Genomic DNA, 25,937 nt, shown 5'->3' on the forward strand with positions numbered 1-25,937 from the left:
AGACAGAAGGGTTGGGCGTGAGGTGAATGAGAAACAGGTTCCCGTAACCACCGGCGCTGTGCCGCTGTCCACGGGCTCAGTGCCCCTGGTCAGCCACGCGAGACCGCACTACACCAGGCGTCAGACCACCCTGGCGATCTTGGCTCTGGCGATCGGCGGTTTTGCCATCGGGGTCACGGAGTTCGCCATCATGGGGCTGCAGCGTGAGGCGGTGGCCGACCTGTTCGGCGAGCTGACCGAATCCACGATGGCCCGCGGCGGCATGCTCGTGACGTTCTACGCCCTCGGCGTGGTGGTGGGTGCTCCCATTCTGGCGCTGGCAGGGGCCAAGCGGGAGCGGAAGATGTATGCGCTGCTGCTGCTGGGAATCTTCGCAGTCGCTCACGTGCTGAGCTTCTTCGCACCCACCTATGAGCTCATGCTGGCCGCCCGTTTCCTCTCGGGACTGCCCCACGGAGCGTTCTTTGCCACTGCGGCGCTGATGGCCGCTCAGATGGCGGGCCCGGGCAAACGCGCTCGGGCCATTGCCGTGGTGCTCTCGGGCATCGCGATCGCCAACCTCACCGGCGTTCCGGCGGTGACCTGGGTGGGTCAGCAGTTCGGGTGGCGGTGGATGTTTGCCGTCGTCGCGCTCCTGGCCCTGGTGACTATGGTCGCTGTCGCCATTTATGCCCCGCGCCAGCAGCCCCCCGCGGGTGCGTCGTTCGGACGAGAGATCCGGGGCCTGGCGAATCAGCGGCTCTGGGTGGGAATCGCCCTGGCGGTGGTGGGATTCTCCGGCATGTTCGCCATCTACTCGTACATCTCTCACATCTCCGTGGATGTCACCGGACTGGATGAGTCCGTCCTCCCCTGGGTGGTGTTCATCTTCGGGTTCGGCATGGTGGTCGGCAATTTCCTGGGCGGCTGGGGTTCAGATAAGTCCGTGCTGGGCACCGTACTCGGGGCGATGGCGCTGGTGGCAGTCTTCATGGGCCTCTTCGGTCTGCTGGCCCATATTCCGTGGCTGATGATTCTGCTGCTGTTCCTCATCGGCACCTCGGCGAGCATGCTGGGACCCGCTATGCAGACTCACCTGATCGATACCGCCCCGCAGGCCCCCCAGCTGGCCGCGAGCTTCCACCACTCCGCGTTCAACGCCGCCAACGCGATGGGTGCCCTTATGGGTGGTTGGGTCATTGCCGCCGGCTGGGGACTGCGTGCACCCGCCTATGCAGGCGCCACCGCGGCAGCGCTCGGTCTGCTCATTGCGCTCTACAGCGTGCACTTGGCCCGCCGAGGCGGTCACAAGGTCTAGGACCGCGCCAACGCGATTTAGACGCCAGCGGTCCGCAGCTGCTGCTGCATCTGGGTCATCAGCACAATCAGCTGCGGCAGCAGCTCTTCCAGCTGCGCCTGGGAGGGCACTTCACCGGGCTCCCCGGCGATGCAGATGAGGTCGAAGTAGACGCGACCCTCGTGGTCCAGCAGCGCCCGGCCCCGGGCTCGCACGGAGATGTTCTCGAACTCCTGACGGATGGTGATGCCCTCAACATCCGCCGGCTGAGCCGTGACCTGTGCCGCCGGGTAGCCGAGCATATGGATGCGCTGCGGAACGACGCTTGCTGTGTTGCGGATGACGTATTCGGCGTCGTCGACCGCCAGCGTGACGTCGTTGTACCGGTTCACGGCGTAAGTCAGGTTCTTGGCATCCAGTGCACCGGTGATGTGGTGAATCCAGGACGCGGTGGTGGTGATCGCAGACATGTCTCCCACGTTAGCGCCCAAAGGCCTCACGAGCGGAGCCGAGAATCGCCGAGAGCTCTTCGGCACCCTGCAACGCGTCCGGAGTGACCGTCTGTCCGTGGTCGAGATAGACGAAGTGCGCGTTAATGCGCTCCAGCGGAACACCGAAGATGCGGCTGAAGGCAAGCCGGTAGACGGCCAGCTGAATCTTCTTCTCCTCCAGATTCCTGCCCGTGGGCACCGCCCCCGTCTTCCAGTCAACGAGGTCCCAGCTGCACTGAGCCATCTTCGCGTTACGTTCCGCCTTGGGAAGCTGCTCCCAGCGTTCGTAGTCTGCTGTTCCCAGCTGACGGTTCTGGTCATCGACCCCGAAGACGGCATCGATTCGTCCACGCAGTGTCACCCCCTCCAGGGAGAGCTCCACGGGGATCTCCATGGCGTAGACCTGGCGGGCGGCCCAAGGGCTGGAGCGGAAGTTCTCCTTCACCCTCTCCAAGTCGAAGACTACTTCGAGGTCCTTGTCAGCGCTGACGGCGTCGTCGATCTCGGGGAAAGGCGCGGTGGCGTCGAACTGCTGCTCCACCCAGGCGTGCACCACCGTACCGCGGCGGGCGGCACGGGAGGGGCGTTGGGGCACGGGACGTCGAACCTGCTCGGCCACCTCCGCAGGGTCCTGTGCGAGGGCTATAAGACGTGAGGCGCTCAGGTGGGAGGGCAGGCCCGGTCTGCGCGCTCCCCGCCGGGCGAGTGCGGCACGCCGGATCACATAACGGACGCTGTCGGCCCAGGGGTTGTCCTCCCCTAGCAGCTCCTCCGGCTGGGCGGCGTGGTCCCGTTGGAGGGCGGTCTGAGCTTCGCGCACCAGCTCAGCAGCAGCCTCCAGGGCGGGACGCCGGGTCGCCGGGGTCGGCGCGCCCTCGGTGCGGGACTGCTCCTGCTCCACGTCGAGGTATTCGTCGATCGAGGTGGGGTCGGCGGGATCTGCTTCCTGCAGGCGTACCCGCCGCACCGGGACTTCGGCCAGCGGGTCGTAGGGCCAAGTGGCGACCTCGAGTTCACCGGAGTCGGGGTTCTCCGGTTTGTCCTCCGGATCGTAGGCGTACCAGCGCAGCTCCGTGAAGTGTTCTTCCGCAGTGGCCGAGGCGTCCGCTTGGTGGGCAGCGCGGCGAATGTCCTGCAGGAACTCTGAGGGCTCCTTGCCGCCTGCAGAACCGTAGAAGCTTGCTCCGGTGCAGATCAGCAGCGTCCGAGCGCGGGTGAAGGCCACATAGGCCAGTCGCCGTTGCTCCTCTCGGGCGAACGCGGCACAGTCCTCTTTGAAGATGCTCCCCTCGTACTTCTTCGAGGTGGCGATACCCGCCGAGCAGGCCCAGTGCTGGGCGCTTTCCTGAGCGGAGTCCCACTGGGGAATGGAGGCGCGATCGCCACGCAGGGGCCACGGGAGATTGGCCTGGCTGTTGAGCCAGTTCTGTGCCATGGCCTTGCGCTGAGGGAACTTCTCCTCCCGCAGACCGGCGACGGCGACGACGTCCCATTCCAGTCCTTTGGAAGCGTGCACGGTCAGCAACTGCACGGCCCCGGGAACCGGATCCTTGGGGGCCTGCTCGAGTCCGCGCTCGCGCTCGGCTGCAGCATCGAGCCAGGCTAAGAATCCACGCAGATCCGTGGGTTCGGCGCCGGCTGCGTAGCTCTGGGCCTGTTCGATGAAGGCATCAATCTGGCGCGTCGCGTGGTGACGCGCCTCCCAGGGGCGGGCGGCCACCTCCACGTCGAGGCCGATGGTCGCAACCAGCCGCTGGATGAGCGTTCCAAGCTCGAGTCCGACCAGGCTCCGAAGCGCACGGAAGTCGTCCTGTACGGTGAGCAGGCGCTGCGCCCCCACCGAAGAGAACCCGTACTGCTCGGTCAGGCGGTGGGTGTCGGCAGGAAGGCCGTCCACTGCTTCGATGAGGCTGGCGCGCTCGTCGAGTTCCAGCTCAGAGCTGGGAAAGCGCTCGTCGTCGTGGCTCTCTGCCTCGGAAGCGGCCTCCGCCTGGGAGGGCACACGGGTACGGCTGATCTCCAGCCCGGAGGCGTACCGGCCGAGTCTGCGGAGGTCTTTGGGACCCAGGCGATAGCGCGCTCCAGCAAGGATGCGAATCATCGCGTCCGAGCGGGCGGGATCAGCCAGCACCCGCAGATAAGCCAGCGTCTCGGCGACTTCAGGAACATAGAGCAGCCCCCGCAGCCCCAGCAGTTCATAGTCGAGTCCGGCCCGAAGCAGGTGTTCGGCGATGTCGGCCAGGTGTGAGTGCGTGGGGGCGAGCACCGCGCAGGACGGCGGGTTGTGACCGGTTCGGCGTGCTTCCTCGATCGCCTCCGAGAGGTGGGCGGCGATAGCGTGCGCCTCCTCGGCGTCGGTGGTGAAGAACCCGTAGCGAACCTCCCCGGCGGCGACCTTCTCCCCCGGAAGGATGCTCGGCCCGCCCTGCTCCAGTGGATGGGTGGGGTCTTTCGGGGCGTGATCCGGGGTCCGCAGCGGGTTAAGCCGGCGTCGCAGATGAGCGGTGGACTGGTGCCAGGAGGCGGTGGGACGCTCAGCACTGTCGGTGAAGGGCTTCACCATGGTGTTGGCCACGGCGAGAATGGAACGCCCGTTCCGCCAGGCCACGGTCAGCTGGCGCAGCCCCGCTGGCCGGCGATCTCCGGTGACCGGGTCGACCACCGGGAATCGGTGCGAGAAGTCGAAGAGCTGCCCCGCAGAGGCGCCCCGGAATCCGTAGATGGACTGGTTGGGGTCACCGACTGCGGTCACGGCGGTGCCGACGCCGTCACCGAAGAGCTTGGCGAAGAGCTCCAGCTGGGCATAGGAGGTGTCCTGGAACTCGTCCAGCAGAACGAGCTTGTATTTGCCGCGTTCGGCCTCGGCGGCTACGGGCACGGTCTGGGCGATGCGGACTGCGTGCCGCAGCAGGTCGCCGAAGTCCATGAGTCCCTGCTCCGTTTTCGCCAGGTGATAGCGCCGCACCAGCTCAGGCAGCTCCCGGCGGGTGCGCAGCAGGTCAAGAAGCTCCTGCTCCTTCTGGGTCAGCGGTTTGCCCTTCTGCTGGGCGAGCCGCTCGCCGCGGGCGATCTCGGCGTCCAGGTAGGCGGTGATCTGTTCTGGGTCGATGAGGTGCTCGGCGCAGTCCCCGGCCAGGGTGAGCACTTGACTGGGGAGCGTGGAGGCGGTGGCGCGCGCCTCGACGAAGGCTTCGCCCCGCTCGTAGCGCTCCACGAGCGGAGCGACGAGCTGCCAGGCGGCAGCCTCGCCGATGAGCTCGGTCTCCGGCTCAAGTCCGATGTGCATGCCGTATTCGGTGACCAGACTCTGAGCGTAGGAGTGGTAGGTGGAGATCACCGGGGCTACCAGTCCCTCCGCGTCAAGGACGACGTCGTCGTCGAGGGTGCCCTCCGGGACAAGAGCCGTGGGGTCCACCAGGCCCACTTCCACGAGCTTGGTCAGTTTCGCCACGACGCGTTCGCGTAGCTCACCGGCTGCCTTGCGGGTGAAGGTGACCCCGAGGATCTGATCCGGACGGACGATGCCATTGGCCACGAGGTAGACCACGCGGTCGGCCATCGTCGCGGTCTTTCCGGACCCCGCTCCGGCGATCACCAGGGTCGGTTCCAGAGGTGCCTCAATGACTTCACGCTGTTCGAACGTCGGTGCGAAGGCGCCGAGCCGCTCAGCAATCTGGTCGGAGGTGTAGCGGGGCCCCGTCTGGACGGCTTCCGCGGGGTTGAGGCGGGTGGGAGTCACGGCTGGGTTACCTGCTTGTTCTCGTCACGAAGGGGGCTGAGAGGATTGGTTGCGACGCCGGGGCCGCCCCAGCTCTGCCCGGGGTTGCGGCGGACGTCGAAACTACTCCCGGTCATGACTTCTGCGGCAGAGTGCAGAAGTCGGTGCGGCCAGGCGTGCGGATTCTCCAGCGGCGCCGCCTCCTGCTCCCGTGTGGTCGGGTTCTTGTTCACCCCGACATAGAGCAGGGCCGCACGCTCCAGCGGCGCGCGGAGGGCTTCAGGCAGCTCGGCGTGGGCCAGCAGCAGCTGGTAGGTCCCCAGCTGAGCATGTCGGGCGGTCTCTTTGGCGCTGGCGGCGTGCCGACCCGTCTTCAGGTCGATGACCCAGAGCGTTCCGTCAGGAGTCTTCTCGATACGGTCGATCATGCCGCTGAGAATGACGCGGCGTTCGCCGCTGCTGAGGCTCAATGTGGTTTCCGCCGCTGCCTTGAGCTCCACGTGCACGAGTTCACGCAGCGCATTGGCCTCGCGATGATAATCAGTCAGCTGTCGCAGCATGTCCTGGGCGCGGGCCCATTCCGCTTCGGCCTGCCAGCCCGGTTCCAGGCCGAGCGAGTGCCATCGGCGCTCCAGAGCCTCCGTGAGAACGTCCGGTTCGGTCTCGGTGGGGTGGTGCTCTGCGACCTCATGGATGAGTGTGCCGAGCATGCGGCTGAAGTCGGTGGGTTGGGTACCTCCGGCCTCCGCGGTGAACCAGCCCAGCGGATCCGCGACAGCCCCTCCGACGCTGGAGGGTGAGACTCTCACCGGCTCCTCAACATCCAGGATCGGCTCCTCCGTACTGAGGGGCTGCAATCCCCACCACTGACGGGGATCGGCGCCGGCGATGCGGTGCTCCGCCAGAACCGCCAGCGCCTGGGCTGCGGCGTCACGGCCGGCCGCCTCAGCGGGGTCCTCGCCGGTCGTTTCGAGATGGCGGCGCAGCTGCGCGACAAGGGCCGGTCCGGTGATGGGCTCTGGTGCGAGCTGGTTGACCGGGGGCCGGTGGCCTGCGGAGGTGATGAGGTCCAGGAACATGCTGGGCTGCTCCTCCTGAGCCTCGACTGCCACGGCGAACAGCCGCGACCGGGCGCGGGAGACGGCAGCTGCGAAGAGCCGATACTCGTCCTGCAGAACGTGAAGGCGTTTGACCAGGGCGCTGCTGGCCTCAGGCGTTCCCTGGGCGTCCAGACCCCCGTGCTCGACGACGTCGACGAGTGCCGTGGTGCTCAGCAGCTGTCCGCGGGGTTTCAGGTTGGGCCAGGTGCCCTCCTGCAGACCGGTGAGAATCACCGTATCGAATTCACGGCCCGCCGCCGTGGCGGGGGTGAGGATGTGCACCGCGTCCTCGGGGGCTGCGCCTTCGGCGAGCGTGTCCATGGGCAGCTCCAGCCGGTTCATATGGTCCGCGAAGCTGGCAGCCAGCGCCCGGGGGTTCTGGTCGGCGAAGCGCTCGGCCGCATGAAACAGAGCCAGGACCGCGTCGAGGTCCCGGTCCGCCCGCTCGGCGTCCCATCCGGTGCCGCGCGTAGCCTCAGCCCAGCGTTCGGAAACGGCGGCGGCCTCCCATGCAGCCCACAGGACCTCCTCCGGTCCCGCTCCCTGCGGGTTGTCTTCCACCACAGCCCGGGCGGCGCGCACCATTCGGCCAATTCGGGCCAGCCCGTAGGCGATGCCGGGGAAGTTCTCTGCTACCTCCCGCAGCACGGGAGCATCGGGGTTGTTGCCGGCTTCAAGCAGGAGCTCGTCCGAGTCGCGAACGGCCAGAGCTGGGGCGGCCGCGCCCCCGCTCCCCCGGGACTCCAGATTCTGCCGGGCCGAGAGGCGTCGTTCTGCCTGCCGCAGCAGCTGGCGCAGCCGCCTCTGCTTCAGCGGGTCGGTGTCGCCGTAGCGGCTGCCGAGGAGATCAATGAGATCCTCCAGCGGCACCTGGAAGCTCTGCCGGTGAGAAGAATCGTCACCGTCCGGAGCCGGCACCTCACGCAGCGGGTGCACGGTATCTGCGGTGACGAGTTCAAGGATGTGCAGCAGCGGGGCCACGGCCGGTTCGCGTTTGAGGACGAACTCGCTCATCGGTTGAACGACGGGAATGCCGTGGGCACGCAGGACCTGGCCGAGCTGATGAGCCGCAGCGCCGTTGCGGGCGATGACGGCCATCTCGGCGAAGGGCACCCCGGCGGCGTCGTAACGCTCCAGCAGCTCGGCGACGACGGCCTGTTCCGCGACATATCCGCTCCCGGCAGTCACGGCCTCGGCCCTTGCGCCGGCCGATTCCGCCGGTCCTTGTTCCGCCTGTTCCGACAGTGCGGGCCGCCGCAGCGCTGGGGGGCCTACGGCGCCGATACGCTGGACCGTACGGGTGTAGACCTCGGCGATCTCAGAGGAGAGCCGGTAGCTGGTGCGCAGCACTGCCGTCTCGGCGGCTCCGCCCGGAAGCCCGGCCTCCGGGTCGGGCTGCATGGAGCCCGGGGCCGCGGGGCGCTGCTGCGCCGTCCAGGTCCGCAGCCTGTCGGGACGGGCGCCGCGGAAGCCCTGGACAGCGGCGTCCGGATTGGCGAAGGCGACGGCCTGCTGACCAGCTCCGATCAGGCGCAGCAGACGGAAGGTACTGGCGCCTGCCTCCTGCAGATCGTCCACGACGAGAAGGCGGAGGCGCTCACGTTCGGCGGCCAGCAGGTCGGGATGGTTCTCAAGCAGAGCACAGGCGGCGTCGATGAGTCCGGCCGGATCGAAGGCATCCTCAAAGGGCGGTGAGTCCAGGCGCTCTCGATAGCGGCGGTAGACCTCAGCGCCGGCCTGCCACTCAGGCTTCCAGTGCTGCCGCCCCAGATCGTCCAGGGCATCTGGCGTCAGGCCGTGTTCGGAGGCCCGGTCGATCAGTTCGCGGATCTCTTTGCGGAACCCGTCAGTGGTGGCTGCCTCGGCCAGGGAACCAGGCCAGTGCTCGGCATCGGCGGCGTCCATCTCGGCGAGGATGTCACGGATGATGCGGTCCTGCTCGGCGCCCGAGAGCAGTCGCGGGGTGCGGGAAGCGAAGGTGAGGACACGACGTCGTCGTGCCTCGCCCAGCAGCCAGAACGCGTAGGAGGCGAAGGAGCGGGAGGGCTGGTCACTCAACGCCGCCTCGGATGACTCGGCAGCCCAGCGCGATTCGATGCGTTCACGCAGACGCGCCGCAGAGGTGCGGGTGGGTGAGAGGACAAGAAGGCGTCGGGCATCATGGCCGGCAGCCAGGAACCGTAGAGCGAGCTCCTCCGCCAGGGCGGTCTTGCCTGTGCCCGGGGCCCCGTAGACCAGGAGGGGACCGTGGCCGGTCTGCGCGGTGTTGAGCCTATCGAGGACCTCCTGCTGCTCAGGGTTCCACTCAGCTGCGCTGCTCTGTGCTGCAGCGCTCAGCTCAGGCTCCGTGTTCCGCCCTGCCTCTGGACTCATCGCTGCCTCTCCTTCGGTGTCGGGCCGACGCCCGGCCCCGCCTTGTCATTTAATCAGCTCGCCGCGGCCGGTTCAGTGCGAGGTCGCCGCGTATCTTCACGGTAGGCGCACCCTAGGACACGTCCGGGGCCTTCACGCACGGATCGCCGTATCCCGACCGAGGATTTCGCTCCCGGCTGGAGGCGCTTCACACCCGCGGAGGTGCTCGCGTACCGTGGGACGTTCACGACGGTCCTTGACGAGAACGGTCCTTCAATTGATGAGTCCCGGGGCACCGAGCACGGGAAGACACGAGAAGTGAGTAGGTAGAGAACATGACCCAGGAAGCATTCGAGACCCCCGATCTGCACGGCGCCCTGCAAGCGGCAGCCAGCGACGAGGCCAGTAGCGATGACATGCTCGGCGTCGTCAACGCGTTCCTTCAGTCCGAGATCTACCTGCCGGCTGTGGCAGCGCCCGGCGAGGATGGTTCGGTGAGCCCCCTGATGCTGCAGGATGAAGCTGCCAACCCGGTGCTCCCGCTCTTCTCGTCCCCCGAGCAAGTCCCGGCCGAGTACAAGGAGCAGGCCCCGCACGTGGCCACCGTCTCCGGCATCGGTGTGCTGCAGTCAGTGACCGATGCAGGGATCGTGATCGATCCGGGTGCCGCCCATCAGTTCGCCATCAGCCAGGAGCAGATGGCCGCCATCCGCGAACAGATCACTGTTCCTGGCGAGTAGTTCCCAGAACCTCTCAGTGGGCCGCGGCGGGAGATCCTGCCGCGGCCCACTGCTGTGTCTGGAGCTCTGTTCCTGTGTGGAGCGGCGGTGTCCCAGGGGCACGATAGTGTGTTCGGCATGGAGAGCCCGGCACTATTCGAGATCACCCCCAGCAGCGAATCCTGGCACACCCGTCGCCGGGTGGGTTTCGACCTGGAGACCACCTCCCGCTTCCCTCATGAGGCGCGGATCGTCTCCGCCGCGCTGGTGATCTTCGACCCAGCGGACCAGGAAGAGGTGCGGGTTCGCGAATGGCTGGTGGATCCCGGTGTCGAGATTCCGCCGGCGACCACCGCGATCCACGGCATCAGCACCGAATACGCCCAAGCGGAGGGGCAGCCGGCAGCTGAGGCCGTGCCCCAGATTGTGGTGGAGCTGACCAAGGAGATCGAAGCGGGATCCGCGATCGTCGTGATGAATGCTCCCTACGACTTCACTGTGCTCCAGGCCGAGGCGCAGCGCTACGGCGTGGGCTTTCCAGTGCCCCGTCCGGTGATTGACCCGCTGGTCATCGATAAGCAGGTGGATAAGTTCCGGCGCGGCAAGCGCACCCTCGGTGACCTGTGCGGGGTCTACCAGGTCATTCTCGACGGAGCCCACACCGCTGGAGCGGACGCGAAAGCGGCGGTGGAGGTCGCCGACTGCCTGGCCAGGAACTACCCTCAACTGCAAGTGCCCGCAGAGGTTCTCCACGACCTGCAGGTGCAGTGGAAGGCTGAGCAGGCTGCAGACTTTCAGCAGTTCCTGCGCCGGACCAAGCCCGACGCCGTCATCGAGCCCTCCTGGCCCGTGGCCGCTCAGGTACTCCCAGGAGGTCAGGGCCTGTGACCGAAACCCCGAGGACGCCAGAAGACGGACACGACCCTGACGCGCGGAACGACGGCGATCACCAGGACCACGACCAGTGGAGCCGTGAACGCTGGAACCGCGATCACGGGGCTGAGGTGCCGCGCAACGCCCGCGGGGGCCTCCCTGTCGGCGTCGTGGTGGTCTGCATTGTGGTGTTTATTCTGCTGTTCATCCTCATCCGTGAGATGCGCAGCAACTTTGTCACGTACTACTGGGTGCCCTCCCACGAGAATGTCCTGGCTCCGCTGGGCTCGGTGCTGAGCTCCAGTTTCTAGCCGCTGATCGGCTGCTGCCTCAGGCCGGCTGAGCCTCGGCTGCCGGCAGGGCCTCCAGGATGCGCCCGATGGCCTCGTCGTCGTGAGCTGCTGAAAGGAACCAGGCTTCGAACACGCTCGGGGGCAGGTAAACGCCCTGCTCCAGCATGGAGTGGAAGAACGGCCCGTAGCGGAAAGCCTCCTGCACCTGAGCCTGGGCATAGTTGTGCACCCCTGTGGCCGAGGTCCCGAACGCCACCGAGAACAAGGAGCCGACCTTCTGCAGCGTGTGGTCCACCCCGGCGTCAGAGAGCGCGGCGGCGAGCGCATCGGCCACCACCTGGGCCTTCTCATCGATGTGGCGGTAGACCTCCGTGGTGGCGCTCTCCAAGGTCGCGACGCCGGCAGCCATGGCCACCGGGTTACCTGAGAGTGTGCCTGCGTGATAGACCGGACCGGTAGGTGCCAGATGCTCCATGATCTCGCGACGCCCATCGCAATACAGGCATCGCGGCCGCAATCTTCCTCAGAGAGGAAGCGGTTCAGGAGTTCGAGTGGATGCGGCAGGTACGCAATGCCACGGAATATCCAGCTGCTGACCGCCCCACAGCAACCAGGCAAGATGTTGAGGAAGCGATCGAGGCTGCTTCCAAGATCGTGACAGCATGCGCCCGGCATATGCGCGCGTCGGGCTGATCCCCTCCCCCGTTCTCGGCTCCTCGTCACCCCTTGTTCAGACTGACACCTGAAGCACATGTCACGTGAAGCGCAGGAGACTATGACTGGACTCGACTCGCCTCCTCGAAGAGCCCTTTCCGGTAATAATTTCCAACCTTCCTACCAATGCGGAAAGTTTTTCCAGCATTCATCTCCTCTTCACCGTCTCGGCACTTCTGGTTCAATCAAGAACCCGACGCTGAAGCATGTGAACAGAACCGAAAGCACCAGTACCCGTGATCATGCCGTCTCGGTCATCGAACAGATCCGCTCCGGGTTAATCTCCATGTCGGCGGCAGAACGACGTGTGGCCGACACCGTTCTTCAGGCTCCAGAACACGTCATGGGCATCTCCGTGACCGAACTTGCCAGCATGGCAGGAACCTCCGTCGGGAGCGTGATCCGTTTCTGTCAGCGAGTGAACCTCAAGGGTTACCAGGACTTGAAGTTCAAACTCGCCAAGGACATGGGTACACGGGTGCAACCCTTCGCCACCGAGGTCACCGAGGGAGACTCCGCCCGGGAAGTGGCAGACAAGATTCTGCGCGACGCAGCCAATGCCTTCAATGAAACCGCACGAAACCTCGACGGCGACGCCCTGGAACGCATGCTTGTCCGTATTGTTTCTGCACGCAGGATCGTCTTTGCAGGGATCGGCACCTCAGCACCCCTTGCCGCAGACATCGCTTACCGTTTCGCCACCCTGGGGCTCGATTCCACATTCTCCCCGGACAACCATGTCCAGCACGTCACGGCCAGGCTGCTAGGCCCCGAAGACGTCTGCTTCGCCGTCAGCCACACTGGCTCCACGGTCGAAACACTCCAAGTGATGCGTGCGGCTAAAGAGGCCGGCGCCGCAACCATGGCGGTCACCAGCTTCAGCAGCTCGCCTCTTACCGAGCTATGCGATGAAGTCATCGTGGCAGGAAGCCATGAGAAGGCATTCCGTGTCGAAGCAATGGTGAGCCGCTCCGTACATCTGGCAGTTCTCGACTCTCTCTATACCTCGGTGGCATTGCGTTACACCTCCGCACGCGCTGCCCTGGAACTGTCTTCCGACATCGTGACCGAACACAGGATCTGAGCAATGATGCGAGGACACGTCAAAGACGATCAGGGCCTGCCTGTCCCCCACGTGCTGGTGAGTGACGGGATAACCGTCACTGCCACAGGCCAGGACGGCAGTTTCAGCATCGCACCCCAAGGACCTTTTGTCTTCGTGACTGTTCCTGCTGACTACAGCTGCCAGACTTGGTACGTCCCCGCGAACCTACCGACGACGGCCTTCGTCCTGAAGAAGAAACCGGCGATATTCCCTTATCGATTCGTGCACATCTCAGACATGCATCTGGGAAAGGGCTCCTATTATCCCTTCCGCGTTGAACTGGGCAGCCGGGAGAGTCTCACGGAGTTCTTCCAGCGAGTCTGGGAGTCCGAGCCAGGGCTAGAGTCCTTCGTAGCTACCGGCGATCTCACCGACACTGGCATCCCGGCAGAGTTCGAGGACCTACTTGCCGCAGTGAGTTCCAGTCCTGTGAACGTACGGCTTCTGCCCGGGAACCACGATCACATGGCAGGCTCACGCGACAGTGCGGTATCACCGGGAGGATATCTTCTGCACGCTGCTGACCCTCGAAGTTATGAACAGTTCTTGGGCCCGCGCTGGTACTCGTTCGACCTGCCCGGTTTACATGTGATCGCCGTGGACTGGCATACTCATGAATTCGGTCTGGACACCGCCCAGCAGAACGCCTGGATGCGAGCAGACCTGGAGCACCAGCCCCCTGGCAGACCGTGGATTCTTCTCAGTCATGATCAGCCGTGGCACACGATGCTTGATCATCTGCCGAGTAAGCCACTCGCCACGTTCTCCGGCCATCGGCATGTCTCCCGGGTCATCGACGTGGATGGAATCCTACATGTGACCACTCCCACGCCGCTTTTCGGAGGGCTGGACGGCACCCCTCCCAGCTACCGGACAGTGAGATGGGATGGAGAGGAGCTGCACCTCACCACCCATAGAGACTTCCCGGCACCCAAGGCGCACATTCTCACCAACTCCGCACACTCCGACGGAACCTTCCAGCCAACCCGGAAATGGGTCACTCAACTTCCCGGTACTGCCCATGACGCCGGATTCTGCCTCACCGGAGGACATCTGGTCACCTCATGGGCTGACGAAGACTCACGCAACGCGCAGCTTACGGCGGTCGACATCTCGGACGGCTCCGTACGGTGGAGCACTCCACTGCCGGCTCCGGTGCGTTCAGCCCCCTCCTCAGCTGGAGACCGTGTCGCCGTCACTTGTATCGAGGGCACCGTTGTGGTCCTTGATCTGAACACCGGAGAAGTCGCGTGGAGCAGGAGCTCACCGGAACCGCTGCGGACCTTCCTCCTCGCTTCTCCCGCCATCCACGAAGATCGCCTCTTCGTTGCCGATTCCACTACCCTACGAAGCCTCTGCTTGAACTCGGGAGAGCTGCTCTGGGAGAGGGTGATCGCCCCCTACCAGACCTTCAGCACTTCTGCCGCGCCGGTGGTATCCGGCGACACACTCTACTTCGGACAATGGCCTGCCACACCACAGCTGATGGCGCTGGACCCGTACACGGGCAGCATTCGATGGGGAGACGGGAAGAACGTGCAGCTTCTCGGTTCGAGCGCTCCCCTGGCGACTCCCGTTCCGGATCAGCTGAGCAACGATCTTTTCGCTCCCATGGTCGATGGTCTCGCGCGAATAAACGGGGATTCCGGGGAGATCCGCTGGCAGCGAGCCAACACCCTCCCGTGGAATCCCCATCCGCCTCTACTGACGCAGCAGGGGGTTGTCGTCAGCGACCCGGGCTACGGCGTCGTCCTGTTGAATCGTGATACCGGAGAGCCGATCTGGAGTTGTCATCTCCAGGACGACACCGCGATGATCACCTCCGGTTATCAACAGACCGGGCACACCATCTCCGCCCCGGTATGTGAAGTTTCAGAAGTACTGGCCGTCCCAGGACTCGACTCAAAAATCCACCTCATTCATTCCCGCTCTGGGACGCTGCTGCACAGCATTCAGGTGCCCAACCCCATCGCGGTGCCCCCGCAGGCAGATGATGAATCGCTGTTTCTCCTCGATATACGCGGGGAGCTTTCCGCGTTCGATCGCCGTACGCTTCCGGGGGTGTCATCGTGACTGCACACACCGGAAAGGGGCAGGGCAGGCGCCACGGCCTGCTGCTTGCCGCACCAGCTCTGGTGCTCATCTTCCTCTTCATGTTCGTGCCCGCCCTTATCTCTCTCACCGCGAGCTTCTTCGATGTCAGTCTCAGCCGCGGGATACGGCTGGAGTGGGTTGGCCTGGATAACTATCGGTTTCTCTTTGAGGATAGGGATGTCCTCCTCTCCCTGAGAAACACTCTTGTCTACTCACTGCTCACCATAATTCCCAGTCTCATCATCGGCCTGGGCCTGGCGATTCTCGCCAGCTCACTGGGCAGAGGGCGGCGGTGCGTTCAGGTATTACTCTTCCTCCCCTTCGCTGCCAATCTCGTGGCTATGGCGGTGGTCTTCCGCTGGATATTCGCCCTCCACGGCGGATTCGCCAACGAACTTCTCGGGGTCATCGGAGTAGCACCAATCAACTTCCTGGGTGAAGAACAGTATTCGCTCCTCACCGTCGCCTTCGTAGGCATCTGGAGGAACACCTCACTTGCCCTGATCATCTTCCTCAGCGGACTCACCAGCATCCCCACCGCCATCCACGAGGCGTGTGCTGCCGATGGACTCCGAGGATGGCACAAACTCACATCGGTGACTCTTCCTCTCCTGAGGCCGTTCACCGTCTTTGTGGTCGTGATGCTCATTCTGCAGGCCGCGCAGGTTTTCGACACCATCCATGTCATGACAGGGGGCGGTCCGCTCAGCTCCAGCGAAACCGTTCTGACCATGGTCTACAGGCTGGGAATGCAGCAGCTCAAATTCGGTGAAGCCGCGGCTCTGTCCACACTGCTGCTGATCACGCTCATCGCCATCGGTATCTTCCGCCGTCGTCAACTCTCCGGAGGCACCTCATGACTCTCTCTCCGACTGGCTTCTCTCCCCGGCTGCACTGGACCCTCCTGAGATGGGCAATTTTACTAACCGCTGTCACCATCGCGCTTTTCCCGTTTTTCTGGATGCTTCGGCTTTCGGTCTCGGGAGCGGACTCAGTGACTCTCAGCGGCATCGAACTACTGCCCGGCAGCTGGGACCTCTCGAATTTCTCGCGTGCCTGGACCGAGGGAAACATCGGCCGCGCCATGTTCAACGGAGCCATCGTCACTCTGGCTATCCTCGCCTGCCAGCTGGTGACCTGCATTCCGGCCGCCTATGCCTTCGCCAAGGTCCCCTTCCCCGGGAGAGGCTTTGCGTTCGCCGCGGTGATCGCTTGCCTGCTGGTTCCCACGCAGGCGAACGCTATGCCCACATATTTAGGGATCAGCGCCATGGGCTTGAGCAACACGCTCACGGCGCTCATCCTGCCCTTCGTCTCGAGCGCCTTCGGAATCTTTCTGATGCGCCAGCACATGATGACCATTCCTGATGCGTTGCTCGAGGCAGCGAGAGCCGACGGCTTAGGCACTTTCTCCACGTTGCTGCGGGTCGTCGTCCCTGCGTCGATGCCCTCGATCGCCACCTTCTCGATCTTCTCGATCTTCGTTCATTGGAATGACTACCTCTGGCCGTTGCTGGCCATCAGGAGCCGTGACTTACAGACACCCCCACTGGCGCTCTCGGTCTTCCAGGAGATCGAAACAGGTCAGGACTACGGAGCCTTAGCTGCCGGCGCACTCATCATCACCCTGCCCATCGTTCTTCTTTACATTTTCGCCCAACGATCCTTCGAAGCAGGGCTCGGCGGCGGAGAACTGCCCGGATAACCGCGCAACTTTGACAAGTAACTGCCATGCTCTGAGGCCCCGCTGCTGCGGTTCTCTGCCCGGAAAGACAAACGCGTATGACAACAGAACCTCGTTTCGCTCATCCCAACACCATGACCTCTTCATCCGAAAGGTACGTCACCACTATGACCAGCAGAATGACATTCCCACGCCCAGCGGCACTGCTCTCGATCGGACTTCTCTCTGCCTTGGCACTCGTCGCTTGCGGAGACAATAGTTCCGGAGAGGTGGCCGAAGCCGCCGATATTAGCGAATGCGCGCCCGAGGACACAACGATCGAGGCTCAGTTCCTTCAATGGGGAACTAAACCGGCCGAGAACGCCAAAGAGGTGCTCGAAGCTGAATATGAGGGGCTGACCGTTGAGATCAACGAAGTCCCCGGCGGAAGTTACGACGAACTTACTCAGCAGCTCGTGGCCGACATCGCAGCAGGTTCCCGCCCAGATGTGATCATGGTAGGCCTCGGTCAGGTGAGGTTCTGGGTCGACGAATACGACCCCCAGCCCTTCGACACTTCTGCGTTAGCCGATACCTACGACGAGCGCTTCCTCGAAGCAGGTTCAGTGGACGGGACGGTCTACACCGCACCGTTCCAGACCTCCGTCCCCGTCCTCTTCACAAATACCGATATCACGGAGAATGCAGGGGTTACCCAAGCCCCTGCCACTTACTCCGAATGGCTGGAAGCCGCACAGCAGGTGACGGAGGCTACTGGAAACGCTTCTGTCCATGTCCCCCGCACGGCAATCAGCGATTGGCCAGTCCAAGCCATGATTCAGAACGCTGGAGGCACCTTGGTCGACGAGGACGGCATGCCAGCCTTTGATACCGAAGAAGGACGTGAAGGGCTTGCGATCCTTGAGGAGTTCGGCAGCCAAGGACTGCACGACTCTCTTGACGTTGCAGACGCGCTGGATGCCTTCACCAGTGGCAACCTCGCCTACCTGGTTTATAGCCCGCAGATCGCCGCGACTTTCCACGACCAGATCGGAGAAAACTTCGAGTGGACCGTCACCGACTTCCCCATTCCTGACGGGGGAACCCCGGAACTTCCTATTGGAGGAAACGGTTGGATGGTCCTTTCAGAGGACAGCTGTGCTGCCGCGTACTCCTACGAGTTCATTTCGGCCATGCTCAGCACTGAGAACATCGTAGAAAGCTCTAAGGACTGGAGCTACATCCCTGTAGACAGCAAAGCTGCTCAGATTCTGTCCGAGGATCCTTTAGCAGAAACTCCTGTGGGTTACGCCTGGACTTATGAGGGAACCCCCACCCTGTGGGGAGGCTGGCACGGAAGTTCCACTCCAGCGGTGAACCAGATCCTCCAGGACATGGTGCAACGTCTGACCAACGGCGAGGCAGTGGACGTCGTAGTGCCGGACACGGTCGAGAGGATTGAAAGGGAAGTCCAGTGAACACCTCTTCCCACACCATCGCTCTCGAGGGACTCTCCAAGCACTTCGGTGATGTCACGGCGGTGGACCACATCGACTTGGAAGTAGCTCCGGGAGAGAGCCTCGTCGTCCTGGGGCCTTCAGGCTCAGGCAAGTCCACCCTGCTGCGACTAATCGCCGGATTGGAGCCACCGACTTCCGGCAAGGTGATCATCGGGGGGAGGGAACAAAGCGGCATACCGACGCACGAACGTGACATCGCCATCGTCTTCCAGCACTTCGCGCTCTACCCTCATCTCTCGGCACGCAAAAACATCACTATGGGTCTCATCCACGGCTTGAAGATCGGCAAGGCAGAAGCCACGCGCCGAGCTGAAGACGTGGCCACTATGCTGGGCATAGATCATCTCTTGGACAGGCGACCCCGTGAGATGTCAGGCGGCCAGAGGCAACGGGTTGCCCTGGCACGAGCCATGGCCAGACACTCCTCGGTAGTGCTGCTCGATGAACCCCTCTCCGGCCTGGACGCCCAGCTCCATCTGAGCCTCCGTCTAGAGATCTCCCGACGTCTGCGGGATATCGGTGCCACCCACCTGATGGTCACCCATGACCAAGCCGATGCGATGGCTACAGCCGATCGAATTGCGGTGATGCACAACGGGCGAATCGAGCAGCTGGGGACTCCCGACGATGTGTACCACCGTCCCGCAACCCTCTTCGTCGCAGGGTTCGTGGGCAGTCCACCAATGAATCTGCTGCATGCTGAGCGCCGGGATGAGGGATTCGTCTCACCTCTCGGCGTCGTCCGCGGACCAAACTCCGAGAATGACATCACCCTCGGCATCAGGCCAGAGAACATCATTCCCGGGGGAGCCGACACATGGAACTTTAAAGGCCGCGTCCTGGAGATCGAGCATGAAGGCTCCTCACGGATCCTAGACGTCGAACTCGGCGGCCCCGTAATACGTGTACGGGTTCCCGCGGACTACACCTCCCAGCGTGATGCCGTGATACCTCTCCACTGCGACCCCCGTCATGTCTCCGTCTTTGACACCAAGACGGGGCTGAACATGGGAACCGCGGCGGAGTGGCTGAAGGAACAGGAACCTCTCGACGCGTGACCGATATCAAAAGCCTGAAGCCCAATACATCATGCCCACTGGTGCTGTTCGACCTCAATGGCACCCTCATGGACGATCTGGACCGTGCTGTACGTGCAACAAATACGGTGTTACTCCGCCATCACCAGACCCTGGTGGACCGAGAATCTTTCCGCCAGCAGTTCATGCTCCCGCTGAGTTCCTGGTTCGCTTCCTTCGGCATCCCTCCCCATCTCCTCGAACATGTGGAAGAGGAATGGGGACTGGAGATGCGCGCGCCCTCTCCTCTTCGCCAAGGTGTCCGCACGTTGTTGAGGGACCTTCGAGCTCATGGTGTCACCACGGGGGTCCTCTCAGCCGTGAGCCCTTCCGCGGTAGGAGAGGACCTTCGCCGACATGGTCTCACTTCGCTCTTCGATATCACCCTGGGAGGTGTCAAAGATAAGGCGCACGCCCTCAGCACGCTGGGCAGGCACCATGCACCGGCCTACTACGTGGGCGACACAGCCTACGATGTTGTGAGCGCGAAAGCCGCAGGTTTTCTCTCCGTAGCGATCGCAGGCGGACACCAGTGCGAAGAAAAGGTAAAGGCTTCGGCTCCGACCCACTTCATCAGTTCCTTCTCAGAGTTGCGGAGCATCATCAACGTCTAAGCCATTGATCTTGTAGAAAACTGTTTTCATTTCCCGCTTCCGGGCTGCGCCCCTGCTGCGGCGCGGGCGGCAGCGGGAAGGGCCTGCAGGATGCGGCCGACGGCTTCGTCGTCGTGGGCCGCTGAGAGGAACCACGCCTCAAACACGCTCGGGGGAAGGTAGACGCCCTGCTCCAGCATGGCGTGGAAGAACGGACCGTAGCGGAAAGCCTCCTGCGCCTGAGCCTGGGCATAGTTGTGCACGCCGGTGGCCGAGGTCCCGAACGCCACCGAGAACAGGGAGCCGACCTTCTGCAGCGTGTGGTCCACCCCGGCGTCAGAGAGCGCGGCGGCGAGCGCATCGGCCACCACCTGGGCCTTCTCATCGATGTGGCGGTAGACCTCCGCGGTGGCGTTCTCCAAGGTCGCGACGCCGGCAGCCATGGCCACCGGATTACCTGAGAGGGTCCCTGCGTGGTAGACCGGACCGGTGGGTGCCAGATGCTCCATGATCTCGCGACGCCCAGCCAGCGCTGCCGTGGGCAGACCGCCGCCGATGACCTTGCCGAAGGTGAAGATGTCGGGCTCCCAGCCTTCTACTCGCCCGGATGCGCCCCAGTAGCCGGCCTCGGTGATGCGGAAACCGGTCATGACCTCATCGAAGATCATCAACGCCCCGTGGCGCTGGGTGATCTCGCGGATGAAGGCGTTGAAGCCCTCGCTCGGAGGTACCACGCCCATGTTGGCCGGAGTCGCCTCGGTGATGACCGCTGCGACGTTGTCTCCGTGCTCGGCGAAGACTGCCTCCAGCGCTTGCCGGTCGTTGTACTCGATGACGATGGTCTCGGAAGCCTGTGCCTGAGTGACCCCTGCGGACCCGGGAAGTCCCAGGGTGGCCACACCGGATCCCGCTGCCGCCAGCAGTCCGTCGGAGTGGCCGTGGTAGCAGCCTGCGAACTTCACCACGAGGTTCTTGCCCGTCACCCCGCGTGCCAGACGGATCGCGGTCATGGTGGCCTCGGTGCCGGTGGAGACCATGCGGATCATCTGGGCACCGGTGAGGTTCTCGCCCCGAACACGCTCGCGCACCAGCTCCGCCAGACGCGCCTCTGCCGGGTGCGAGGTGCCGAATCCCAGACCCTGGTCGACGGCGGCGTGCACGGCTTCGATGACCTTGGGGTGCTTATGCCCCAGCAGTGCCGGGCCCCAGGAGCCCACGAGATCCACATACCGCTTGCCCTCGGTGTCGGTCAGGTAGGGGCCTTCTCCCGCGACCATGGAAACCGGGGTCCCGCCTACCGAGCCGAAAGCACGCACGGGGGAATTCACTCCCCCGGGCATCAGGTCGCGGGCGGCGGTGTGCAGGTCCTGGTTGGTAGCCATGCTGAGGTTCAGTTCCTTAGGTCTCGTCTGATCGGGTCACAGAGTTCGGAGTACGGCTGGCGGTGGTCAGCTGACGGGCGGGTAGCCGGCGTCGGATTCGCGCAGCTCCGTGGTGTTCCCGCTGGCGCGCGGGTATTCGGTCTCTTCCACGGAGGAGCGCGACTGCGCCGGTGTCACGGAGGCGTTCTCCTCACGCAGCCAGCGCGCGACTTCTGCCGCGTAATAGGTGAGCACGTTGGTGGCTCCCGCCCGGCGTACGGCCAGCAGGGATTCCAGCACGACCCCGCGACGGTCCACCCAGCCGTTGGCGGCGGCCGCTTCGATCATCGCGTACTCGCCGCTGACCTGGTAGGCGGAGACGGGGACATCGCTGAGCTGAGCCACGTCGGAGAGAATGTCCAAGTAGGCCCCTGCGGGTTTGACCATGACCATGTCCGCGCCCTCATCCAGGTCCAGCTGCACTTCGCGCAGAGCTTCAGTGCGGTTGGGCGCGTCCATCTGATACTGCCGGCGGTCTCCAGTCAGCTGAGAATCCACGGCCTCACGGAAGGGTCCGTAGAAGGCGGATGCGTATTTGGCGGCGTAGGCAAGGATCGGCACGTGCTTGAAGCCGGCGTCATCCAGGGACCGCCGGATGACAGCCACCTGGCCGTCCATCATTCCTGAGGGCGCGACGACGTCGGCACCGGATTGGGCCTGGACTACGGCCATACGGGCGTAGAGCTCCAGGGTGGCGTCATTGTCGACCCCGCCCTCGGCGTCGAGGACACCGCAGTGACCGTGATCGGTGAACTCGTCCAGGCACACGTCGCTCATCACGGGCAGTTCCTCACCTACACGGTCTTTCACCGCCCGGATGCTGCGATTAAGGATGCCCTCGGGGTCCAGTCCGGCGGAACCGGTGGCGTCGCGCTCAGCGGGGATGCCGAAGAGCATGATCCCGCCCAGGCCCAGGTCGCGGGCTTCCTCGGCGGCCTCCAGAAGGGTCTGCTCGGTGTGCTGAACAACACCGGGCATCGAGCTAATGGGCGCCGGCTCCGTCAGTCCCTCACGCACGAAGGCCGGGAGGATGAAGTCGGCGGGGTGCAGCCGGGTTTGAGCCACCAGCCGGCGCAGGGCCGGGGTGCGCCGCAACCGGCGCGGACGGTGGGTCATACGGGGCTGCTCTGCGGGGAAAGCCATGGCCTTAAGTCTAGTGGCCCGGGACCAGCGCCTGCAGGAGGGCTGACCCCGTGGGAGAAGCCAGGACTGCCTCCGCAGGGCGCCCAGCGGCACGCAGCGTCTGAGCCGTCGGCTCCCCGATCGCGATCAGCCGCGGCTGTTCCGTCTCCGGCACCTGGCGCAGCAGCTCCCGGGCTGCTGAGGAGGCCGTGACCAGCACCCAGTCCGTGCTGCGCAGATCCGTGGGCTCCAGCATGCGCTCCCCGGCTTCCCCCGCAGGGCCGTTGTCCTGACGCGGAGAATCCAGCTGGTCCAGGGGCGAGCCCAACAGGGTGCTCGAGCCGGCTCCCGGTCCCAGCGGGGCGCCGTCGTCGTGGTTTCCAGGCGTGACGGTCTCGTAGGCGATCACGCGATGCACGTCCCAGCCGCGCTCACGCAGCCCGGTGGACAGCACTGGCCGAGCCTGCGCCGACTGCGGCAGCAGCAGCCTCTCCCCCGGCTCCGGGGCCGGAAGTTCCGCGAGGATCCCCGCAGCACTGTGCTCCGCCTGGGGCATCCAGATAGTGGTCAGTCCCGTGAGCTGCTGCAGAGTGCGCGCGGTGCCCGGCCCGACGACGCCGACCCTCACCTTCTCGGGAACGCTTCCGTCCCACCCAGCAGCCAGCAGCGCCCGCACCGTATTGCTGCTGGTCAGCAGCAACGTGGAGAACGCCCCGGCCTCCAGCTCGGCAACGGCCCGGCGCAGCGAGGCGGTGTCGCGTGGGAGTCGCTGGATGGTCAGCGGAAGAAAGGCCACCTCCACCCCGGCCTCGCGCAGCTCGGCCTCCAGGGAACCGGCCTGAGCAGGGTGACGGGTCAGGACGATGCGCATTCCCTCAGCCTAGCTGCCTGGCTGGTCACCCACGGCCGACGTCGTCGCCGTCGTCCCAGCGCGGTGACCGCCTGAGCTCGGGCTCTCCGGCGCGAATCTCTCAGGCAGGGACCACTCGCGCCAGTGTGGACCGCGTGGCATGCACTCCTCCGTACACGGCGCCCACGCCCAATGCGAGCACCGCCAACGCGGTAGCCACCGTGGCCGGGGCGCTGAGCACGGCCAGCCCGATGATGGGGAACGCGGTCACGGCCGCGGCCAGCAGCGCAATGGTGACCACGATGCCCAGCGAACGCATCACCGCCAGCGTCCGAATCCGCTGCAGCTGGGCCCTGGACATGCCCACCTTGTGGAGGGAAACGTAGAGGTGCCGGCGGTCGAGCACCTGGGCACTCTGGTTAATCCCCACCACCCCTGCGTAGGTGGTGATGGAGACCCCGCCGATCTGCTTCCACATCTGCTGCGGAGATTCCAGAACACTTCGCGCCGCAACCAGCCGCTCCACGGTGCGCGCTCTCTTCAGCTGACGTCCCGTGAGGACCTTCAGCACCCAGGGCCCCACCAGTGGAGGCCGCGGACCGCACCCCGCTGGAGGACGTGGCCCGCAGGGACGGCGGGGAGCACACCGGGTGGATCGCCTTCTTTGCGGAGGAGCGTGCTGAGACGTATGTGCTGCGCTACACCCGACCGGGGGCTGAGGTCATCGGTTCAGACGAAACCCTTGAGGAGTTCAGCCAGGACATTGAGCTGCCTGCGCCCTAGGACTGTCAGCGGGCTCAGCTGTCCACAACGTGTTTGAGCAGCCCGGTGTCCTCGGCCAGCAGCGTCTCCGCCACGGCACGGCCGAGTTCCTGGGCGGCCTCGATACCGCCTTCCCGGGTGACGCCGGCCTCGAGGGTCAGCTCCTGGCCGGCATACTGGACCTGCGAGCCGTCTGGCGCGCAGACCGCGGCATCCAGGCGCAGGCGCACCCCTCCGTCAGGCTCATCCTCACAGCGCGCGAGACCGCCCAGCGGGGCTGCACATCCGGCGTTCAACCGCGCCAGCATGGCCCGCTCTGCGGTGACCTCGAGGCGGGTGGGAATGTGCTCGTACTGCGCCAGAGCAATGCCCAGCGGCTGGGAAACGGCAGCATCGGCAGCGCGCACCTCCACTGCGAGCGCACCTTGTCCGGGGGCTGGGAGCATCACAGCGGGATCCAGCAGCTCCGAAATGTGCTCGTGAAGTTCCAGCCGCTTCAGGCCGGCACCGGCAAGCACCACCGCATCCAGGTCGCCGCGGGCGGCGTCGGGTGCCTGCGAGGATGCTTCTGCAGCGTCCTCCCGGCCCCGGACTCGGGCCAGTCGAGTACCCACGTTGCCGCGGATGTCCACGATCTGCAGGTCCGGGCGCGCGGCCAGCAGCTGCGCGGCCCGCCGGGGTGACCCCGTGCCGACCTTAGCGCCCTCGGGCAGTTCCTCGAGGGTGAGATCCTCGGCCGAGCACAGGGCGTCCCGGACGTCCTCACGCACGGGGACCGCGGCAATCGCCAGTCCCTCCAGGTCCTTGGCGGGCAGGTCCTTCATGGAGTGCACGGCGACGTCCACTCGTTCGTCGAACAGGGCCTGTCGCAGGGCGGTGGCGAAGACACCCGTGCCCCCGAGTTGGGAGAGCGGCCCGGTGAGCACGTCGCCTTCGGACTTGATGGTGACCAGCTCGTGGTCGTACCCGGAGTACTCCGAGAGGGCCTGGGCCGCCGTCGTCGTCTGTGTCAGCGCCAGCCGGCTGCCTCGGGTGCCTACTCGGAACGCCATCAGGCGGACTCACCCTCCAGCGAAGTGCCCCAACCGCCGTCGCCGGTGAGGTCTGACCAGTCGCCGGGCACGGTCTGCTCACCGTTGGCCAGCGGCTCACCTTCTGCACCGGCGATGTACTCGCCCATGATGTCCACCAGACCGGCCACAAACTCGGGGTGAACCCCCGTGGTAGGTGCACGGTGGAAGGCCAGCCCCTTCTCCTGAGCCGTTTCCTTGGCTTCGGTGTCGAGGTCCCAGATCACCTCCATGTGATCCGAGATGAACCCGAACGGCACGACGACGACGCCGGCGTATCCCGCGGCAGCGTCCTCCTCGATCTGATCGTTGATGTCCGGCTCCAGCCACGGGGTGCGGGGATCACCGGAGCGGGACTGGAAGACCACCTGGTAGTCCAGTCCCTCCGCCGCGGAGACGGCCCCCACCAGGTAGTCGGCGACCGCCTGGTGCTGGGCGGTGTAGACGTCGGTGCCGAAGAGGTCCTTGATGCGCTGGGGGCCCTGCTTCTCGGCCACTGCGGTGGGGATGGAGTGGGTGACGAAGAGCAGCTTGATCTTGCCGTCGGTCTTGCCTGCGGCCTGCAGCTGGGACTTGACCTCGGCGATGCCCGCGGCGAGGAACTCCTCGTTGGGGCGGGTGAAGGCCTTGTCGTAGAAGAACTGACGGATCTTGACCAGCGTCAGCTTGCCCTCCAGCTCAGTCTCCTTGAGCGAACGCTCGAAGTCCTCGAGGTACTGATCGTTGCTGGAGTAGCCGGCGTAGGCGGAGGTCACGAGCACCAGCACCCGGCGGTGACCGTCGGCGTACATCTGGCGGAAAGTGTCGTTGAAGTAGGGATCCCAGTTGCGGTTGCCCCAGTACACCGGCAGCTCGATCTGCCTCTTGGCCAGCTCAGCCTCCAGTGCCGCCTTCAGCTCGAGGTTCTGCGCGTTGATGGGGCTCACGCCACCGTTGGCGCGATAGTGCGTGGCGACCTCTTCCAGACGCTCGTCCGGGATTCCGCGACCCGCGGTGACGTTGCGCAGGAACGGAATCACGTGGTCCTGGCCCTCAGGACCGCCGAAGCTGGCCAACAGGATCGCGTCGTAGTTGGCGCGCTCCCCGTCCAGTGGCTGCTGGGCGCGGTACTCAACGGGCATCGGG

22 protein-coding genes and 1 pseudogene are annotated in these 25,937 nt (G+C 64.8%); 13 read left to right on the forward strand and 10 right to left on the reverse strand.

From position 1 onward, the window contains the following. The first annotated feature begins 22 nt into the window (after positions 1 to 22). On the forward strand, positions 23 to 1,297 hold the full coding sequence (locus RH857_RS01630) for an MFS transporter (RefSeq protein ID WP_310536235.1): 1,275 nt from the start codon (positions 23 to 25) through the stop codon (positions 1,295 to 1,297). A gap of 17 nt (positions 1,298 to 1,314) precedes the next feature. On the opposite strand, the gene RH857_RS01635 is transcribed toward RH857_RS01630, so the two are convergent. Genes RH857_RS01635 through RH857_RS01645 form a run of 3 tightly spaced genes read right to left on the reverse strand, consistent with a single transcriptional unit; the run spans position 1,315 to position 8,958 of the window. Next, the gene (locus RH857_RS01635) at positions 1,315 to 1,746 is read right to left on the reverse strand and encodes a hypothetical protein (protein WP_310536236.1); all 432 of its coding nucleotides are present in this window, start codon (positions 1,744 to 1,746) and stop codon (positions 1,315 to 1,317) included. Positions 1,747 to 1,756: 10 nt separating this feature from the next. Further along, positions 1,757 to 5,506 carry an ATP-dependent helicase gene (locus RH857_RS01640; RefSeq protein ID WP_310536237.1) on the reverse strand — a complete coding sequence of 1,250 codons (3,750 nt, stop codon included), beginning with the start codon at positions 5,504 to 5,506 and terminating at the stop codon, positions 1,757 to 1,759. Then, positions 5,503 to 8,958 carry an ATP-dependent helicase gene (locus RH857_RS01645; RefSeq protein WP_310536238.1) on the reverse strand — a complete coding sequence of 1,152 codons (3,456 nt, stop codon included), beginning with the start codon at positions 8,956 to 8,958 and terminating at the stop codon, positions 5,503 to 5,505. Before RH857_RS01645 ends, RH857_RS01640 begins: the two co-directional genes overlap by 4 nt. A 314-nt stretch (positions 8,959 to 9,272) precedes the next feature. On the opposite strand from RH857_RS01645, the gene RH857_RS01650 reads away from it, so the two are divergent. The 3 genes from RH857_RS01650 (at position 9,273) to RH857_RS01660 (ending at position 10,840) form a co-directional block, all read left to right on the forward strand. Next, positions 9,273 to 9,677, forward strand: a complete 405-nt coding sequence (locus RH857_RS01650) for an SseB family protein (protein WP_310536239.1) — start codon at positions 9,273 to 9,275, stop codon at positions 9,675 to 9,677. A 117-nt stretch (positions 9,678 to 9,794) separates the two neighbouring features. Beyond that, complete coding sequence (locus tag RH857_RS01655; RefSeq protein WP_310536240.1) at positions 9,795 to 10,544, forward strand: 3'-5' exonuclease; 750 nt, start codon at positions 9,795 to 9,797, stop codon at positions 10,542 to 10,544. Further along, positions 10,541 to 10,840, forward strand: a complete 300-nt coding sequence (locus tag RH857_RS01660; RefSeq protein WP_310536241.1) for a hypothetical protein — start codon at positions 10,541 to 10,543, stop codon at positions 10,838 to 10,840. Before RH857_RS01655 ends, RH857_RS01660 begins: the two co-directional genes overlap by 4 nt. Before the next feature lie 19 nt (positions 10,841 to 10,859). Here RH857_RS01660 and RH857_RS01665 read toward each other — a convergent pair. Then, a pseudogene (locus RH857_RS01665) lies at positions 10,860 to 11,312 on the reverse strand (aminotransferase class III-fold pyridoxal phosphate-dependent enzyme); the annotation flags it as partial. 26 nt (positions 11,313 to 11,338) lie between these two features. Between RH857_RS01665 and RH857_RS13645 the strand changes: the two are divergent. The 8 genes from RH857_RS13645 to RH857_RS01700 all read left to right on the forward strand — a co-directional run bounded on the left by RH857_RS13645 (position 11,339) and on the right by RH857_RS01700 (position 19,608). After that, on the forward strand, positions 11,339 to 11,515 hold the full coding sequence (locus RH857_RS13645; RefSeq protein WP_374761100.1) for a HEPN domain-containing protein: 177 nt from the start codon (positions 11,339 to 11,341) through the stop codon (positions 11,513 to 11,515). Positions 11,516 to 11,597: 82 nt separating this feature from the next. Then, positions 11,598 to 12,620, forward strand: coding sequence for a MurR/RpiR family transcriptional regulator (locus tag RH857_RS01670; RefSeq protein ID WP_081652783.1), 1,023 nt, complete (start codon positions 11,598 to 11,600; stop codon positions 12,618 to 12,620). A 6-nt stretch (positions 12,621 to 12,626) separates the two neighbouring features. After that, entirely contained in the window at positions 12,627 to 14,714 is a 2,088-nt protein-coding gene (locus RH857_RS01675; RefSeq protein WP_044496494.1) for an outer membrane protein assembly factor BamB family protein, read from the forward strand. Then, a complete protein-coding gene (locus RH857_RS01680; protein ID WP_049897896.1) occupies positions 14,711 to 15,595 on the forward strand; it encodes a carbohydrate ABC transporter permease in 885 nt (294 codons plus the stop codon). The genes RH857_RS01675 and RH857_RS01680 overlap by 4 nt, the downstream gene beginning before the upstream one ends. Continuing rightward, positions 15,592 to 16,440 (forward strand): carbohydrate ABC transporter permease, encoded by an 849-nt coding sequence (locus tag RH857_RS01685; RefSeq protein ID WP_044496474.1) that lies wholly within the window; start codon positions 15,592 to 15,594, stop codon positions 16,438 to 16,440. The genes RH857_RS01680 and RH857_RS01685 overlap by 4 nt, the downstream gene beginning before the upstream one ends. A 158-nt stretch (positions 16,441 to 16,598) precedes the next feature. Continuing rightward, positions 16,599 to 17,876, forward strand: a complete 1,278-nt coding sequence (locus tag RH857_RS01690; RefSeq protein WP_081652785.1) for an extracellular solute-binding protein — start codon at positions 16,599 to 16,601, stop codon at positions 17,874 to 17,876. Then, positions 17,873 to 18,976: an ABC transporter ATP-binding protein gene (locus RH857_RS01695; protein ID WP_044496472.1), complete on the forward strand. Its 1,104-nt coding sequence runs from the start codon at positions 17,873 to 17,875 to the stop codon at positions 18,974 to 18,976. The genes RH857_RS01690 and RH857_RS01695 overlap by 4 nt, the downstream gene beginning before the upstream one ends. Beyond that, positions 18,973 to 19,608: an HAD family hydrolase gene (locus tag RH857_RS01700; protein ID WP_310536242.1), complete on the forward strand. Its 636-nt coding sequence runs from the start codon at positions 18,973 to 18,975 to the stop codon at positions 19,606 to 19,608. The genes RH857_RS01695 and RH857_RS01700 overlap by 4 nt, the downstream gene beginning before the upstream one ends. Before the next feature lie 26 nt (positions 19,609 to 19,634). Here the strand turns inward: RH857_RS01700 and hemL are convergent, their stop codons facing one another. The 4 genes from hemL to RH857_RS01720 form a co-directional block, all read right to left on the reverse strand. Further along, positions 19,635 to 20,981 carry a glutamate-1-semialdehyde 2,1-aminomutase gene (hemL, locus tag RH857_RS01705; RefSeq protein ID WP_374761101.1) on the reverse strand — a complete coding sequence of 449 codons (1,347 nt, stop codon included), beginning with the start codon at positions 20,979 to 20,981 and terminating at the stop codon, positions 19,635 to 19,637. 54 nt (positions 20,982 to 21,035) lie between these two features. Beyond that, a complete protein-coding gene (hemB, locus tag RH857_RS01710) occupies positions 21,036 to 22,151 on the reverse strand; it encodes a porphobilinogen synthase (RefSeq protein WP_310536244.1) in 1,116 nt (371 codons plus the stop codon). Between the two features lie 10 nt (positions 22,152 to 22,161). Next, positions 22,162 to 23,001, reverse strand: coding sequence for a uroporphyrinogen-III synthase (locus RH857_RS01715; protein ID WP_310536245.1), 840 nt, complete (start codon positions 22,999 to 23,001; stop codon positions 22,162 to 22,164). A 100-nt stretch (positions 23,002 to 23,101) separates the two neighbouring features. Then, positions 23,102 to 23,551, reverse strand: a complete 450-nt coding sequence (locus RH857_RS01720; protein ID WP_310536246.1) for a hypothetical protein — start codon at positions 23,549 to 23,551, stop codon at positions 23,102 to 23,104. Positions 23,552 to 23,565: 14 nt separating this feature from the next. Between RH857_RS01720 and RH857_RS01725 the strand changes: the two genes are divergently transcribed. Then, on the forward strand, positions 23,566 to 23,763 hold the full coding sequence (locus RH857_RS01725; RefSeq protein WP_310536247.1) for a hypothetical protein: 198 nt from the start codon (positions 23,566 to 23,568) through the stop codon (positions 23,761 to 23,763). 14 nt (positions 23,764 to 23,777) lie between these two features. Here the strand turns inward: RH857_RS01725 and hemC are convergent, their stop codons facing one another. Together hemC and RH857_RS01735 are read right to left on the reverse strand one after the other, a co-directional pair. After that, positions 23,778 to 24,794: a hydroxymethylbilane synthase gene (gene hemC, locus RH857_RS01730; RefSeq protein ID WP_310536248.1), complete on the reverse strand. Its 1,017-nt coding sequence runs from the start codon at positions 24,792 to 24,794 to the stop codon at positions 23,778 to 23,780. Next, positions 24,794 to 25,933 carry a ferrochelatase gene (locus RH857_RS01735; RefSeq protein WP_374761102.1) on the reverse strand — a complete coding sequence of 380 codons (1,140 nt, stop codon included), beginning with the start codon at positions 25,931 to 25,933 and terminating at the stop codon, positions 24,794 to 24,796. The genes hemC and RH857_RS01735 overlap by 1 nt, the downstream gene beginning before the upstream one ends. Positions 25,934 to 25,937: the final 4 nt, after the last annotated feature.

This window comes from Nesterenkonia flava (genome assembly GCF_031432335.1).
In the GTDB taxonomy this organism is placed as follows: domain Bacteria; phylum Actinomycetota; class Actinomycetes; order Actinomycetales; family Micrococcaceae; genus Nesterenkonia; species Nesterenkonia flava.

What these genes read in the sequence shown, in the direction of transcription:
- RH857_RS01650 (WP_310536239.1), top strand. Translation starts at nt 9,273, where the DNA reads ATGACCCAGGAAGCATTCGAGACCCCCGATCTGCACGGCGCCCTGCAA.
- RH857_RS01715 (WP_310536245.1), bottom strand. Translation starts at nt 23,001, where the DNA reads ATGCGCATCGTCCTGACCCGTCACCCTGCTCAGGCCGGTTCCCTGGAG.
- RH857_RS01655 (WP_310536240.1), top strand. Translation starts at nt 9,795, where the DNA reads ATGGAGAGCCCGGCACTATTCGAGATCACCCCCAGCAGCGAATCCTGG.
- hemC (WP_310536248.1), bottom strand. Translation starts at nt 24,794, where the DNA reads ATGGCGTTCCGAGTAGGCACCCGAGGCAGCCGGCTGGCGCTGACACAG.
- RH857_RS01670 (WP_081652783.1), top strand. Translation starts at nt 11,598, where the DNA reads ATGACTGGACTCGACTCGCCTCCTCGAAGAGCCCTTTCCGGTAATAAT.
- RH857_RS01645 (WP_310536238.1), bottom strand. Translation starts at nt 8,958, where the DNA reads ATGAGTCCAGAGGCAGGGCGGAACACGGAGCCTGAGCTGAGCGCTGCA.
- RH857_RS01635 (WP_310536236.1), bottom strand. Translation starts at nt 1,746, where the DNA reads ATGTCTGCGATCACCACCACCGCGTCCTGGATTCACCACATCACCGGT.
- RH857_RS01690 (WP_081652785.1), top strand. Translation starts at nt 16,599, where the DNA reads ATGACATTCCCACGCCCAGCGGCACTGCTCTCGATCGGACTTCTCTCT.
- RH857_RS01675 (WP_044496494.1), top strand. Translation starts at nt 12,627, where the DNA reads ATGCGAGGACACGTCAAAGACGATCAGGGCCTGCCTGTCCCCCACGTG.
- RH857_RS01685 (WP_044496474.1), top strand. Translation starts at nt 15,592, where the DNA reads ATGACTCTCTCTCCGACTGGCTTCTCTCCCCGGCTGCACTGGACCCTC.
- hemB (WP_310536244.1), bottom strand. Translation starts at nt 22,151, where the DNA reads ATGGCTTTCCCCGCAGAGCAGCCCCGTATGACCCACCGTCCGCGCCGG.
- RH857_RS01735 (WP_374761102.1), bottom strand. Translation starts at nt 25,933, where the DNA reads ATGCCCGTTGAGTACCGCGCCCAGCAGCCACTGGACGGGGAGCGCGCC.